The sequence below is a fragment of the Flavobacterium notoginsengisoli genome (assembly GCF_014207905.1).
GTDB lineage: Bacteria > Bacteroidota > Bacteroidia > Flavobacteriales > Flavobacteriaceae > Flavobacterium > Flavobacterium notoginsengisoli_A.
This window is the reverse complement of the sequence record NZ_JACHLB010000001.1, coordinates 230,306-245,040: the sequence shown is the minus strand read 5'-3', so window position 1 is coordinate 245,040 and position 14,735 is coordinate 230,306. Positions and strand designations below refer to the sequence as shown.

Here is a 14,735-nt window from a genome sequence, read left to right as displayed (position 1 = left end):
GGAAATTCCAATAATTTAAAATCCCAAATTCCAAAACAGAGATTGGAATTTGGGATTTTTTTATTTGATTTTTTTTTAAAATTTATTTTACTTCTTTGATAGTCGAAGAATCAATCCAACCTTGTGTTCCGTCTGTTAATTCAACTTTTTTCCATTCGGCAACACTTTCTAAAACATAAACTTTTGCTCCTTCGTGCAATAAAATAATACCATTTGCAGATTTTTCAGGTTTTGCACGAACTTGGCTCATTTCAGAAAAAACAATGGCAACGCGATCATTGTCAAAATGGCTTTTTTCAGACATTGCCGCTGAGATGCTTAAAGCAAAAGCAACTAAAAAAATAAACATTCCAACAAAGTAAATTCTTTTTGCGAGTGTGGCTTTTGAGAAATAGTAACCAATGAAACTTAGTAAAAAGATAAAACCAATAGCAACGGCAATTTTTGCCCATTCATTATAATCAAAAATAGAAGTAAAGTTCTGAATCAGTTTTGCGAAACCAACTTTTGGAATTTCTTTAATTTCATCGATTGTCAGCTTTTTGGCAAATTTCAAATTGTTTAAAGTCTCAGGATCGCCTGGTTTCAAAACTAGAGCTTTTTCGTAATTATAAATCGAAGGCGCAACTTGATTGAGTTTGTAATAACAGTTTCCAAGATTAAAATACAGTTCGGCAGAATGTAATTTATCTTCTTTAACTATGTTTTCATAAACCTGAACCGCTTCTTTATATTGCCCTTTTTGATAAAGTGCATTTGCCGATTCAAAGCGTCCTTGCGCAAAGAAAACCTGCGAAATTAATAAAAAGAGATAGAGTATATTTTTCATTTTATTTCTTTAAATCTAACAGATTTTTAAAACCTGTTAGGTTTGATTTTAAAGTTAAATTTAAACAATCTGTTTTTCCAATTCAGAAATTATCAATACTGCTTTGTCATAATCCTGCTGAATAGAAGCGCTAGAAGCTGGAGCATAACGTGCAAATTCACAGTTTTCCGTTAGAGTTATAAAATTCTGAACTGTTTCTGCATTGGCATTTCTTGACAATAATAATTCTCTAATATTGTCTTTACTCATTTCTGAAGTTTCAATATGCAATTTCGCTTTTAAGAAATTATGCATCGCTTTTTCTAATGCAATATAGAAAGGCTCTTTGTTGTTAAGATGTTTCTTCGCTTGCGATAAATATTTCTTAGCCAATTTATTGTTCATTCTAATTCTATTTCCAGTAACATCACTGTCAATAGCTTCTTTTCTTTTCTTCGCTAAAATAATAAGCGGAATAATCACAAAAGGAGCAAACAATAATCCTAAGTACAAATCAGAACCATAAAACTCTTTTTTAGCAATCGGAATTAAAGCTGTTTTAGATTTAATGTTTTTGAAATGATCCGTTTGAGCAGTTGCATTTTTAGGTGTCGATCCTGTGTTTGCTTCAGCAGGCGTTGGACCATCTAAAACGTCAATCATAATTTCTTTTGATGTAATGGTTTTGTAAGAACCTGTATTCAAATCGAAATAAGAAAACTGCATCGGTTTGATGGCATATTTTCCTCTGTATTGCGGAACGATTGTATATTTATCTGTAATTCTTCCAGACATTCCAGCAAGTGAAGTCGTAACACTTTCATCATGAACAGGATCGTACATTTCTAACGCATTTGGAACAACTGGTTTTGGAAGCGTAAATAGCTTCATGTTTCCTGTTCCTTGTGCGCTTACGATTAAATCTAGTCCTTCACCATTTTTAAGTGTTGTTTTTGATGGAGTAACCGTAAAATTCAATTTTCCAACCGCGCCTGTAAATCCTTCTGGTTTACTGCTTTCAGGAAGCGGTTTTACATTGATTGTCTTAGCCCCGGCAGAAACTACTTTGTTGCCTTGTGTCGTAATCATTTGACCAAACATATCACGACGATTGGTAGCCATTTCTATTTCAAGATCTAATGAAAGAGGATCAATTGTTAATCTTCCAGATTTTTGCGGATATAAAACGGCCTTTTTCAAGATTACAGAATAACATCTCTGACCTTGATAATTTCCTTCTTCGATCTGTAATTGTTTAATTTCGATATTCTGATTCCAGAAATCATTGTATTTAGGTTTTGCAAGCTCTTTAAAACGGTTTACTCCAATATTATTAAAGTATAATTTGTAAACTACTGTAATAGGCTCATTTAAATACGGATTCGTTTTTGAAATTTCTGCAACTAAAGTCAATAATTCATTTGGAGATCCTGGAGGTCTGTCGTTTGGATCTCTTTCTTGAGCAACGGCATTGGTAACCGTAACTTTTATCGGATTGGTTTTGTAAACTTGACCGTTATATTCTATAGCGGCCTGTTTAATCATTATCGCGCCTTTTCTTTCAGGCTGTAAGATATAAGAATATATTTTTTGAAAAGAGCTTCGTCCATTTACCCAAGACTGGCTGATTTGCTGGCTTGGTCCGGCAACCATTCTAAAACCTTCAAAAGAAGGCTGTTCGAAGTTATCTCCGTCAACATTCATAATGAAATCTATACGAAGTCTTTCGTTTACTCCAAGTGTATTTTTGCTAACTCTGGCTTCAAATTGTACTTGAGCCATAAGTCCTTGAAATGTGATTAGAAATAGAATTAAATATCTTTTCATTTAATGTTTAATCGTTTTTTAATGTATAATCGTTTAAACGTTATTTTGTTCTATCGTATTGTTTTAAACAAATTAACGGTTAAACGATTAACCAAATTTTACCAGTCTTTTTCAGATTTCTTAGGACTTCCTTTTACTTTTTGTGCGTTAACTTTATCTTGAATTTTCTTCTCTTCATTATTAACTGCATCTAACAAGTTCTGAACGCGTTCTTTCGAGATTCCTCCAGGCTGTGGTTTTGGCTCTCCTTTATTATCAGACTTGTCGTCTTTTTTAGGATCGTTTTTGCCATCCTTTTTATCCTTATCCTTATCTCCTTTGTCGTCTTTCTTGTCTTTATCTTTGTCTTTATCTTTGTCTTTATTGTTGTCCTTGTTCTTATCTTTATTTTTATCCTTGTCTTTGTCCTTGTCCTTATTTTTGTCTTTGTTTTTATCGTTTTTCGGAGGATTTTCTTTAAGCTTTTGTTTGGCTAAAGCGTAATTATAACGCGTTTCATCATCTGTCGGATCATTGCGTAAAGCTTGTTTGTATGCTTCAACCGCCTGCGTATAATCTTTCTCTTTCATGAAAACGTTTCCAAGATTGTGGAAAGCTTTATGTTTTTCAGGTCTTGTTTTGGCATTTTTTATCGCTTTCGCGTAAGCAAATTTAGCTTCCGAAATTTGATTCTGTCTATAAATAGTATTTCCTAAGTTGTATGGCGCCGCAGATCTTTTTGGAAATTTAGATTCCGAAATTCTATAGTTTGCCTCAGCATCAACAAATTTATTCTGTTTATATTCTTCATTCGCAGCAGGCAATGTTTTGTCTTTCTCTTGTGCAGAAACTGCAAAAGAAACCGTTAATAAGATATAAAGAAGTAAATTTTTCATTCTAATTTTGTTTTTTTTCGCCACGAATTTCACTAATTGACACTAATTTTTTTTTATTTCTTATTTGAATTTCACAAATTAAACAATTTGTTATTCGTGTAAATTCGGGTAATTAGTGGCTAACTTTTTTTATTTCTTTTCATTAAATAAATCCAACTCTTTGATCCAGTTTGTTTTTCTTTCTAATAAGAAAATATCAATAAACAGCAATAAAAAAGCAAACCCGATAAACCATTGAAATTGCGATTGAAACTCTGCCATTTGTGTTGCCTCAAATTCTGTTTTCTGAATATTGTTCAATGCATTTTTTACGTATTCTAATACTTCTTTTGTGCTTCCGCCGTAAACGTAACCGCCTTTTGTTGCTTTGGCAATTGTTTTTAAACCTTCTTGGTTTAGTTTAGTGATTACCGTTTCTCCGTTTTGATCTTTTTGATAGCCTCTTACAACACCATTTTCTTTTAACGGAATTGTTCCTCCTTTTTCTGTTCCAACACCGATTGTAATGATTTTCATTCCTAATTTGTTAGCTTCTTCTGCTGCTGCAGCTGCGCCTTCAGAATGATCTTCTCCATCAGAAATCAAGATTAATAATTTGCTGGTTTTGCTTTTTTCATCAAAATAAGTCGAAGACAATTTAATGGCTTCATCGAGAGATGTTCCTTGAGAAGAAACCATGCCTGGACTCATACTTTGCAAAAACATCTTAGCAACACTGTAATCTGATGTGATTGGTAAAACAGGAAAAGCGCTTCCTGCGTAGGCAACAATACCAATTCTATCACTTCCTAAGTTGTTGATGATTTGCGAAACCAATTGTTTACTTTTATCTAAACGGCTTGGTACGACATCTTCGGCAAGCATACTTTTAGAAACATCGACAGCAAAAACAATATCAATACCTTCTCGTTTTACGGTCTCCATTTTGGTTCCAATTTTCGGATTTACCAAACCGATAATTAAGCAGGTAAGTGCCAGAAGAATTACAACAATTTTTAAAACAGGTTTAAAAACCGATTTCTCTGGACTCAATCTTTTTACCATTTCTAAATCACCAAATTCACGCTGTGTTCTTCTTTTCCAATACATATTGAAAAGAAAAATACACACCACAATAGGGATTAGTATTAGGAGATATAAATATTTTTTTTCGTCTAATTCCATTTTTTAATTCTAGTTCTCAGTCGCAATTCTCAGTCGCAGTATTCAGTTGTAAACTGTAAGCTGTGACTGCGACTAAAATATTAAATAAAGCTTCTATAAACTGTATTTCTTAATCCAACTTCAAGCAATAATAAAAAGGCTGCAAACAAAACAAAAATTCTGTACTTTTCATCATAATCATAGAATTTTAATTCTTGGATTTCTGTTGTTTCTAATTTATTGATTGAATTGTATATCTGTGCTAATTTATCGTTGCTTGTAGCTCTAAAATATGTTCCATCTGTTTTTTGAGCGATGCTTTTCATTAATCTTTCGTCGATCTCTACTTTCTGCATTTTAAACATCAAACGTCCGTCTGGAGCATACTGAAATGGAGATTCTGCCATTCCGTTAGTTCCAATACCAATAGTGTATACTTTAATTCCGTATTGTTTTGCAATGTCAGAAGCTGTTTCAGGTTCAATAAAACCGGCATTATTAACTCCATCGGTCATTAAAATGATTACTCGGCTTTTTGCTTTGCTATCTTTAAGACGGTTTACAGCAGTTGCCAATCCCATTCCAATTCCAGTTCCGTCTTGTAATGTTGTGTCGTATTTAATGCCTTTTATAGCTTCCAAAATAATTGCTTTATCACTTGTAACTGGAGTTTTGGTATAAGCTTCAGAAGCATACAAAACCAATCCGATTCTGTCATTTGGCCTTTCTTCAACGAAATCGGCGGCTACTCTTTTCAAAGCTTCCATACGATTAGGTTTCAAATCTTTTGCCAACATAGATCCAGAAACGTCAATTGCCATTACGATATCAATTCCTTTTGTTGTTTTAGTCTGATTGCTAATGTCTACTGTTCTTGGTCGTGCCAATGCAATAATCAAAGAACATAAAGCCAAGATTCTGAAAACGTATAAGGCGGGTTTTAATTTCGTTAATAAAGATTCGCTGTTCTTGAAACCTGCTGTCGAACTCATTTTTAAAGTAGCCGACTGCTGGTTGCGTTTCCAGAAAAACCAAATTATGGCAATCGGAATCAATAGAAACAACCAAAGAAATTCTGGATTTAAAAAACTCATTTTACTCATTAGTTGTTTGCTCTTTGAAGTTCAACAGAATTTAATACTCGAGTTGTAATGTCGTTTGCATATGTATCGCCTTCTTCATGCAAAATCATGATTTGCTGTAAACCTTGATCTTGTTTGAAAAGCAACAATTCATAATATGCTTTTGCACTTGTTTTTGTTGCAGGATTTAGAATAGACATTGTTCCATAACCTTTAACTCCCTGAATACCTTCGTTTGTTTGAAAATCTTCTTGTTTTACAATAATATTTTGTGCGCCTTGAGCTTCCATTACTTTTAATGACCCTTCAAGAGCTTTTGCTAAATCTATATCAGTTGGCTGTTTAAATTTGGCTGTAGAAACAGTGATATAGAAATTATCAATCATGCTTCCGTATGTGAAAAGTTGCATCTCTTTTATTAAAGCCATAGTTTCTTTTGGAAGGACTTTTTCAGTGTCCATTCTTTTTAAAACTTTTGGAGTTTCAATCAAAACAGCTGGACTTCCGTAAGCACTTTTTACCCATTCTCCTTCTAATAATTCTTTAGAAGGATGACCAATTATATTGTCTTTCACGTAAGTGAAACCTTTTGTAACCACAAAATAAGTTGTAGTTACAAACAGCAATAAGATTACAGCTGCAACAGAATAACCAATTCTCGCATTGCGTTTTTTACGAAGCTGTTCTTTAATTTGCTTTTGTCTTTGAGCTTCATTCAATAATTGATCTTCGATATCTTCTGGCGCTTCTGTTGGAATTGCATTATCAAGTGTTAGAATGACTTTCTGAATTTTGTTTCGATCTTCTGTAATTTCAAAATCAAGTGGTTTAGATTTTGCAAATTTTACTAAATCGGCTTGACGTAAAACGCGTTCTAGATTTTCAACCGTTTCTGGCGTCAGCGTCATTTTCTTTTTAGTCGAAGCTTCTCTAATTGCAGAAATCAATTCAGAAGTTGTGCTTTCCATTGCTGGAATATGAATCGCTTCTTCAATATAATTTCTCGCAATATCTGTTAATTCACTATAATATTCTTTGATTTCACCCTTTTGAACAAGTTCTTTTTGTTCTAAGTTGTTTAATAAACTTGTTGCTTTTTCGATAGGAGTTTTATAAACTTCTTCTTCAATCTTTTTTAGCTGACGTTTTTTAACATACCAGTAAACGAATGCGCCAATTCCGATGATAGCTAAAACAATCAAAACGTAAATCCACCAATTTCCCATTCCTTCATCAACAGAAGAAATATCTTTGATGTCATACATTTTCTGCTGTAAAGTATCCACTTTTACGTTGGCAACTTCAACTTTGATAGAATCGCTAAAAAATGGTTTTTTGTCAATTAAAATTTTGACACTCGGAATTGTATAACGACCAGAATCAAACTGTGTTAAACCATATTTTTTTATAAGTTCGTAAGTTCCGTCTTTCTTAACGGTATCAATTGGATACGATTGAATAACTTCTAACGGACCAATATTTTTAAGTTTCGGAAATTCAACTTTCGATGTTGAAGTTACAACCGTTTTTAGGGTCAGTTTGAACTCAGCACCAATCTTGTTTTTGGTGGTGTCAATACTTGTTTCTACTTGTTTCTGCTGTGCAAAAATCATAGTAGAAAAAAGTAATAAAAATATATAAAGTTTAAATTTCATTTGATTAACGATTGAAGATTTTAGATTAACGATTTTTGATGGGTTAATCAAAACTGCCAAATTTTTATCGTGATTTGAAATAGCCTAATAGTTTAGTAACATAATTTTCGTCAACTCTAGTGTTAACAATTCCAGCTCCTGATTTACGGAAAGTATCTTTAAAATAATTTAATTTTTCCTGATAGTGTTTTTCGTAATTCAGACGAACTGTTTTAGAACTTGTGTCAACCAATTGTATTTTTCCTGTTTCAGCATCTAGCATAGAAACCATTCCTAAATTTGGAATTTTTTCTTCACGCATATCATAAACACGAACTCCAGTAATGTCATGTTTCTTAGAAGCAATTTTTAAAGTATGCTCATAAGAATCAGACATAAAATCGGAAATCATAAAGATGATTGCTTTCTTTTTTTGAGTTCCAGATAAGAATTTCAAAGCCTGAGCAATATCTGTTTTATGACTTTTAGGTTCAAATTCGATTAATTCACGAATGATGCGAAGCACGTGCGAACGTCCTTTTTTAGGTGGAATATATAATTCTACAGTATCAGAAAATAAGATTAAACCAATTTTATCGTTGTTTTGTGTAGCCGAAAAAGCCATCGTTGCCGCAATTTCGGTTACGATGTCTTTTTTAAATTGATTTTTAGAACCAAAGGATTCAGAACCCGAAATATCGACCATTAAAACCATGGTCAATTCGCGTTCTTCTTCAAATACTTTAACGTGAGCTTCGTTGTAGCGTGCGGTTACATTCCAATCGATGTTACGAATATCATCTCCGTATTGGTATTGACGCACCTCGCTAAACGTCATTCCTCGTCCTTTAAATGAAGAGTGGTATTCTCCCGAAAAGATATGATTACTCAATCTTTTCGTCTTGATTTCTATTTTCCGTACTTTTTTTAAAAGCTCTTTTGTATCCATTTGATTTGTTTAAAGTTTAAAGTTTAAAAGTTTCAAGTTAGTCTTGCAACAACTTGAAACCTGAAACTTGAAACAAATTTTTAAGGTACTTCAATCTCGTTAACGATTTTGTTGATAATGTCTACAGAAGTAATGTTTTCTGCTTCTGCTTCGTAAGTAATTCCAACTCTGTGACGTAGAACATCGTGAACAACAGCACGAACGTCTTCTGGAATTACATAACCACGACGTTTGATGAAAGCGTAACATTTAGCAGCATTAGCCAAGTTGATACTTCCACGAGGAGAAGCTCCAAAACTGATAAGCGGTTTTAAATCGGCTAATTTGTATTTTTCTGGATAACGAGTAGCAAAAATGATATCCAAGATATATTTCTCAATTTTTTCATCCATATAAACTTCACGAACCGCTTCTTGCGCACGTAAAATCTGATCTACAGAAACTACAGGATTTACTTTCTCATAAGATCCTTTTAAGTTCTGACGGATAACAAAACGCTCTTCGTCAATTTTTGGATAATCAATTACAGTTTTTAACATGAAACGGTCAACCTGTGCTTCAGGCAATGCATAAGTACCTTCTTGTTCAACAGGATTTTGTGTTGCTAATACTAAAAACGGACGATCTAATTTGAAAGTGGAGTCACCAATTGTAACTTGTTTTTCCTGCATCGCCTCTAAAAGTGCTGACTGAACTTTTGCAGGAGCACGGTTAATCTCATCGGCAAGTACGAAATTGGCGAAAATTGGTCCTTTTTTAATAGAGAACTCGTTTGCTTTAATATTGTAAATCATGGTTCCGATAACATCGGCAGGTAATAAATCTGGCGTAAACTGGATACGGCTGAAAGAACCTTGTACCGCCTGAGACAAGGTATTGATGGCTAAAGTTTTTGCCAGACCTGGAACTCCTTCCAATAAAATATGCCCTTGTCCAAGTAATCCAATCAATAGACGCTCGACCATATGTTTCTGACCCACAATAACTTTGTTCATTTCCATTGTAAGAAGGTCTATAAAAGCACTTTCTCTTTCAATTTTTTCATTTATCGCTCTAATGTCTAAAGTCGTTGTATTTTCTTCCATATAAATATTTTTAAAACCTTGATTTTTACGCCTAATTTTTGAGAGTGCAAATTGAATATTTTTTAAGAAGTAAGATGTTAAAGAATGGTTAAAACTTCGACCAATGACCTAATTTTAAGGACTAATTGTGAATCTATTTTTATATTTTTAAGAACTTTGATGATTATGTTTTTTAAAGGCATAATTATTACCAAAAATAACGCATAACAATTATGAGCAAAACAGTCTTATCGCCTATAATTTCGGGCACTATGAATTGGGGAGTTTGGGATAAAAACCTTACAACTAAAGAAATGGAAAATATGATACAAGTAAGTATCGAAAACAAAATTACGACTTTTGATCACGCGGATATTTACGGTTCGTATACGACCGAAGCCGATTTTGGAAAAGCCTTTCACGCAAGTAAAATTGATCGTGAAAAATTACAATTAATTACCAAGTGCGGAATTCAGATGATTGCTGATAAACGCCCAGAAAACAAAATCAAACATTATGATTATTCTAAAGATTATATTATTAAATCTGTAGAAGGATCTTTGAAAAACTTAAAGACTGATTATGTTGACGTTTTTTTACTACATAGACCTAGTCCGTTAATGCAGGCTGATGAAATTGCTGAAGCAGTTGAGAAATTAAAAGGTGAAGGTAAAATTATTGATTTTGGACTTTCAAACTTTACAAGTTCTCAAACGGAATTAATTCGTCAGAAAACAGAAGTGAGTTATAATCAAGTACAATTTTCTGCCACACATTATGAAGCAATGACCGACGGAAGTTTAGATTATATGCAAACGAATGGCATTCGTCCGTTATCATGGAACCCGCTTGGAACTGTTTTTAGAGAAGATACCAAGCAAACTCGCCGTTTAAAAAAACTGTTTTCAACTTTATTGGAGAAATATCATTTAGGTGCTGATACACTTTTATTGTCATGGATTTTAAAACATCCGGCAAAAATAATTCCAATTGCCGGAACTGTAAATATTGCCAGAATTCAATCTTTATCAAAAGCAATTGAATTAGATATGGACAATGAAGACTGGTTTGCAATCTGGACTGAAAGTATGGGCGATGATGTGCCTTAATTTTTAGTTTTCAGTCGCAGTAATAGTATTCAGTTTATAATGCTAAAATAGTAGCCACAGATTAAAATGATTTTCACAGATTAAAAAAATCATTTTAATCTGTGGTAAAAAAGAAAAACAAAATGAAAAAAACAGTTTTAATTACTGGTGCCACAAGCGGAATTGGAAAAGCAACTGCGCAGATTTTGGCAAAAAACAATTATAAAGTGATTCTTTGCGGAAGACGTAAAGATCGTTTAGAAGAACTTCAAAAAGAACTTTCTGCTTTTACAGAAGTTCATTCTTTAGCATTTGATGTTCGTGATAAAAAAGATGTTTTTGAAAAAATTGGCGCTTTGCCAAACGACTTTTCGACAATTGACGTTTTAATTAATAATGCAGGGAATGCTCACGGTTTAGACCCAATTCAGAATGGAGATTTAGACGATTGGGATGCTATGATGGATATTAATGTAAAAGGACTTTTGTATGTTTCAAAAGCGATAATTCCGCAAATGGTTGAAAGACAATCGGGACATATCATCAATATTGGCTCGACAGCTGCAAAAGAAGTTTATCCAAATGGAAATGTGTATTGCGGTTCTAAACATGCAGTGGATGCTATAACAGCGGGAATGCGAATCGATTTAAATCCTTTTGGAATTAAGGTCGGCGGAATTCATCCTGGATTAGTGGCTACAGAATTTAGCGAAGTTCGTTTTAAAGGCGATGTAGACAGAGCAGCAAATGTTTATAAAGGATTTGATCCTTTGCAAGCTGAAGATATTGCAGATATTATTCACTTCGTAATTTCAAGACCTTATCATGTAAATATTGCCGATTTGGTCGTTATGAGCACCGCTCAGGCATCTTCGACAATTGTCAAGAAAAATATTTGATAAAATTTATTGTAGAGACGCACAGTAGTGCGTCTTTTTTTTAATTTTAAGTTTTAATAAATTAATTTAGTGCGAATTAGTGCAATTCGTGGCAAAATAAAATCGACATGATTAATAAACGCCTTTTAATTAAAAATCTACTCGCTCATAATGACGAAAGCAGTTTTTATGATAAAAAAAGGCAGTTGAATCTACATTCCAGAGAAGGAAAAGGAAAGTTCTTGAAACACATTTGTGCACTTTCCAATTCTAATCCAAACAATAATTCTTATATCGTAGTTGGAGTAGAAGATCAAGATAATGAAATTGTGGGCGATGATTTCTTCGACGATAGCCGAATTCAGAATTTGGTAAATGCTTTTTTGGAAAATCCACCGAAAATTCAATATGAAAACGTCCCTTTTCCAAACCTTCCAAAAGACAAAGTAATCGGTCTGGTTACCATTAAACCTAAAAGTAAAATCTCATATTTTAAAAAAGGAATTCATACCATTTTAGCCAACAGTGTTTTTATACGACGCGGTAGCAATTCAATTCCGTTGGAAGAACATGAGGAAATTGAAAAAAACAATCAAAATACAGAAACGGTTATTGGAATCGAAAACAGTTCTCGAAATAGTATTCAATATACTTTAGATGGCGTTATCGATTTTATGAATTTCAGACATAAAGATATGTCACCGAAATATCGAGTTTTTAAAGAATTGTTTGTGATTTGCTGGGCTGGAGTTCCAAAAACAATGCGAGAGAAAACCTTTCTTTCGCGTGTTGATATCGAATTAATTAATGAACAAATTAAACTTTTTTATTCGGCGCAAGATGTTGTTACGATTGAATATAATGACGATACTTTTACCATTACAGAATATGTGCCGCTTGGCTTAAATGATAAAACGAGTTATTATCCGCTGGAAGAACAAACAATTCATTTCTTTGATAATGGTTATTATAAAATAGACCGTCAAATGCTTTTTCAGCCGCCGGAATTCAATAGAAAAATGCTTTATCATATTTATAATTCAAATATGGCATTGTTGAGCAAACTTCAAAAAGAAATTGCATTGTCTGATCGTGAAATGAAAGATTTAGAAAATTTGCCTTCTACTTTTATGATTTGTTATTTGAATGGTTTTGAAGATGCCAGACAAAAATTAATTGATGCGAAATTACTTTTGAAACCTTATAAACAGGTTTATTCTTCTTTTAAAGAAGCTTTGCGAGTTTTACGTAAAATGAAGTATGATGTTCAGTGAGAAAGGTTCTAAGTTGCTAAGACGCTAAGATTCTAAGATTTTTTTCTGTAGAGACGCACCGCAGTGCGTCTACGTCCAGTATATCCACAAAGATTCAGTTTGATTTTATTGAAAATTCAGATACTTTTTTACTTCTTCATAAGGAAATATAAGCTCTTTTGGACCGTCTGCGTAAGATGCAGCTTCGTATGAGTTGTAATATAATAGTAAACCTTCGGCAGTGTAAAATATATTTTGCGGTAACTGAAACTTATCATTTTCAAACATTAAACCTGTGGCGTTAATATTTGCTTTTTCAGGTATTTTATATTTAGATCTGAAGGCTTTTTCGGCGAAAGCCTTAAACTCTTTTTCATTCTTAAATAATTGATTGTTGAAAATAGCTTTTCCAGTTTTTTTATCAAATAATAAAGAGCGATAACCCTGATAGCCGTGAGCGCCTCCTGTAAAGGTATAATGATCAATTTTTAAGTTTAAAATTTGTTCAGATTGAAATTCTACATTGCCAATTATTTTAGCTTCCCAACCAAAAGTGTCTTCTGGGAATTTTTGATGCATTTCTTCATAAGAGGCAATAAAAGATTTTGCCAATGTTTTGTAATCATCAACTTTTATCGAATCTTCTTCAAAAAATACAATTTCTTTAATGACAGCAAAAACTCTTTTATTGATGCTGTCTGATATTACTTTAATATTTTTAGCAATTGGAACTTTTATTGCGATATTCGGGCAATCCTTTTTGCACGGAATAGTAGATTTTTCTTCAAACGTTTCATTCTCAAATGAAAGCTCTTTTTTGCAATTTGTAAAAATCAAACACAATAAGATTATAAATATGTAATTTTTCATATCAAAAAGTGTTAATTATCTACAAAGGTAAGAAGTTGTATCCCGATAAAATAAATTAAGCGGTAAATTTGTAAAACAATTATAGAATTAAAATTTATAACTATATGAAATTCAATACAAAAGTAATTCACGGTGGACAACATCATGATCCAAGTACGGGCGCTGTTATGCCGCCAGTATATCAAACGTCAACTTTTATTCAGACAAGTCCGGGAAAACCTTTGGCAGATTATGAATATAGTAGAGCTTCAAACCCAACACGTACGGCTTTAGAAGAAGCTTTGGCTAGTATTGAAAACGGAACTCGCGGATTAGCATTTTCATCTGGTCTTGCAGCGACTGATTGCATTTTAAGATCATTTAAAGCAGGAGACGAAATTATTGCAATGGATGATTTATACGGAGGAACATACAGAATGTTTTCTCGTGTGTATAAAGATTCTGGAATTAAATTTCATTTTGTTGATATGACTGATATTGCAAAATTTAAAAGTTTAATCAACGAAAACACCAAATTAATTTGGGTAGAAACACCGACAAATCCGTTAATGAAATTGGCTGATATTGCCGAAATAGCAAAAATTACAAAAGAGAAAAATATTCTTCTTGCGGTTGATAATACTTTTGCAACGCCATATTTACAAAAACCTCTGGATTTGGGTGCTGATATTGTAATGCATTCTGCAACAAAATATTTGGGAGGGCATTCTGATGTAATTGCGGGAGCTTTAATTGTAAAAGATGCACAACTTGGAGAACAATTGCATTTTCAGCAATTTGCTACTGGAGCAACACTTGGACCAATGGATAGCTTTTTGGTTTTAAGAGGAATCAAAACTTTGGCTTTAAGAGTGCAAAGACATTGTGAAAATGGAGAGAAAGTGGTGGAATATTTGAGTAATCACCCAAAAATTAAAACGGTTTATTACCCAGGTTTAGAAAATCATCCATTTCACGAAATTGCTAAGAAACAAATGAAAGCGTTTGGCGGAATGGTTTCTTTTGATTTTAAATCAGGTAAAAAAGAAGATTCAATTGCCTTTTTAGAAAAACTAAAAGTATTTACTTTGGCCGAGTCTTTAGGAGGAGTAGAATCTTTAGCGAATCATCCTGCTTTAATGACGCACGCTTCTATTCCTGCTGATAAAAGAGCTGAAGTTGGAATTACTGATGATTTAGTTCGATTGAGTGTTGGTATTGAAGATGCAGAAGATTTAATTGCAGATTTAGAACAGGCTTTAGCTTAAGAGAAATTCCAATAAAA

13 protein-coding genes are annotated in these 14,735 nt (G+C 33.1%); 4 read left to right on the top strand and 9 right to left on the bottom strand.

Annotated features, from left to right (window positions below; translation table 11 throughout):
* Positions 1–82: 82 nt before the first annotated feature.
* The 8 genes from HNP35_RS01085 to HNP35_RS01050 all read right to left on the bottom strand — a co-directional run bounded on the left by HNP35_RS01085 (position 83) and on the right by HNP35_RS01050 (position 9,403).
* Positions 83–829, bottom strand: coding sequence for a tetratricopeptide repeat protein (locus HNP35_RS01085; RefSeq protein WP_184159288.1), 747 nt, complete (start codon positions 827–829; stop codon positions 83–85).
* 60 nt (positions 830–889) lie between these two features.
* Positions 890–2,635, bottom strand: coding sequence for a BatD family protein (locus HNP35_RS01080; protein ID WP_184159290.1), 1,746 nt, complete (start codon positions 2,633–2,635; stop codon positions 890–892).
* A 98-nt stretch (positions 2,636–2,733) separates the two neighbouring features.
* Positions 2,734–3,510 carry a tetratricopeptide repeat protein gene (locus HNP35_RS01075; protein ID WP_184159292.1) on the bottom strand — a complete coding sequence of 259 codons (777 nt, stop codon included), beginning with the start codon at positions 3,508–3,510 and terminating at the stop codon, positions 2,734–2,736.
* Between the two features lie 129 nt (positions 3,511–3,639).
* Positions 3,640–4,674 carry a vWA domain-containing protein gene (locus tag HNP35_RS01070; protein WP_184159294.1) on the bottom strand — a complete coding sequence of 345 codons (1,035 nt, stop codon included), beginning with the start codon at positions 4,672–4,674 and terminating at the stop codon, positions 3,640–3,642.
* An 80-nt stretch (positions 4,675–4,754) separates the two neighbouring features.
* The gene (locus tag HNP35_RS01065) at positions 4,755–5,756 is read right to left on the bottom strand and encodes a vWA domain-containing protein (protein WP_184159295.1); all 1,002 of its coding nucleotides are present in this window, start codon (positions 5,754–5,756) and stop codon (positions 4,755–4,757) included.
* Positions 5,756–7,390, bottom strand: a complete 1,635-nt coding sequence (locus HNP35_RS01060; protein WP_184159297.1) for a hypothetical protein — start codon at positions 7,388–7,390, stop codon at positions 5,756–5,758. Before HNP35_RS01060 ends, HNP35_RS01065 begins: the two co-directional genes overlap by 1 nt.
* 64 nt (positions 7,391–7,454) lie before the next feature.
* Complete coding sequence (locus tag HNP35_RS01055) at positions 7,455–8,318, bottom strand: DUF58 domain-containing protein (RefSeq protein WP_184159299.1); 864 nt, start codon at positions 8,316–8,318, stop codon at positions 7,455–7,457.
* An 80-nt stretch (positions 8,319–8,398) separates the two neighbouring features.
* Entirely contained in the window at positions 8,399–9,403 is a 1,005-nt protein-coding gene (locus HNP35_RS01050; protein WP_012022804.1) for an AAA family ATPase, read from the bottom strand.
* 212 nt (positions 9,404–9,615) lie between these two features.
* Between HNP35_RS01050 and HNP35_RS01045 the strand changes: the two genes are divergently transcribed.
* The 3 genes from HNP35_RS01045 to HNP35_RS01035 all read left to right on the top strand — a co-directional run bounded on the left by HNP35_RS01045 (position 9,616) and on the right by HNP35_RS01035 (position 12,622).
* A complete protein-coding gene (locus tag HNP35_RS01045; RefSeq protein WP_184159301.1) occupies positions 9,616–10,491 on the top strand; it encodes an aldo/keto reductase in 876 nt (291 codons plus the stop codon).
* A gap of 122 nt (positions 10,492–10,613) precedes the next feature.
* On the top strand, positions 10,614–11,369 hold the full coding sequence (locus HNP35_RS01040) for an SDR family NAD(P)-dependent oxidoreductase (RefSeq protein ID WP_184159303.1): 756 nt from the start codon (positions 10,614–10,616) through the stop codon (positions 11,367–11,369).
* 107 nt (positions 11,370–11,476) lie between these two features.
* Positions 11,477–12,622 carry an ATP-binding protein gene (locus HNP35_RS01035; RefSeq protein ID WP_184159305.1) on the top strand — a complete coding sequence of 382 codons (1,146 nt, stop codon included), beginning with the start codon at positions 11,477–11,479 and terminating at the stop codon, positions 12,620–12,622.
* Between the two features lie 105 nt (positions 12,623–12,727).
* Here the strand turns inward: HNP35_RS01035 and HNP35_RS01030 are convergent, their stop codons facing one another.
* The gene (locus HNP35_RS01030; RefSeq protein ID WP_184159307.1) at positions 12,728–13,471 is read right to left on the bottom strand and encodes a DUF3298 and DUF4163 domain-containing protein; all 744 of its coding nucleotides are present in this window, start codon (positions 13,469–13,471) and stop codon (positions 12,728–12,730) included.
* A 104-nt stretch (positions 13,472–13,575) separates the two neighbouring features.
* On the opposite strand from HNP35_RS01030, the gene HNP35_RS01025 reads away from it, so the two are divergent.
* Complete coding sequence (locus HNP35_RS01025) at positions 13,576–14,718, top strand: cystathionine gamma-synthase (RefSeq protein ID WP_184159309.1); 1,143 nt, start codon at positions 13,576–13,578, stop codon at positions 14,716–14,718.
* The last annotated feature ends 17 nt before the right edge of the window (positions 14,719–14,735 follow it).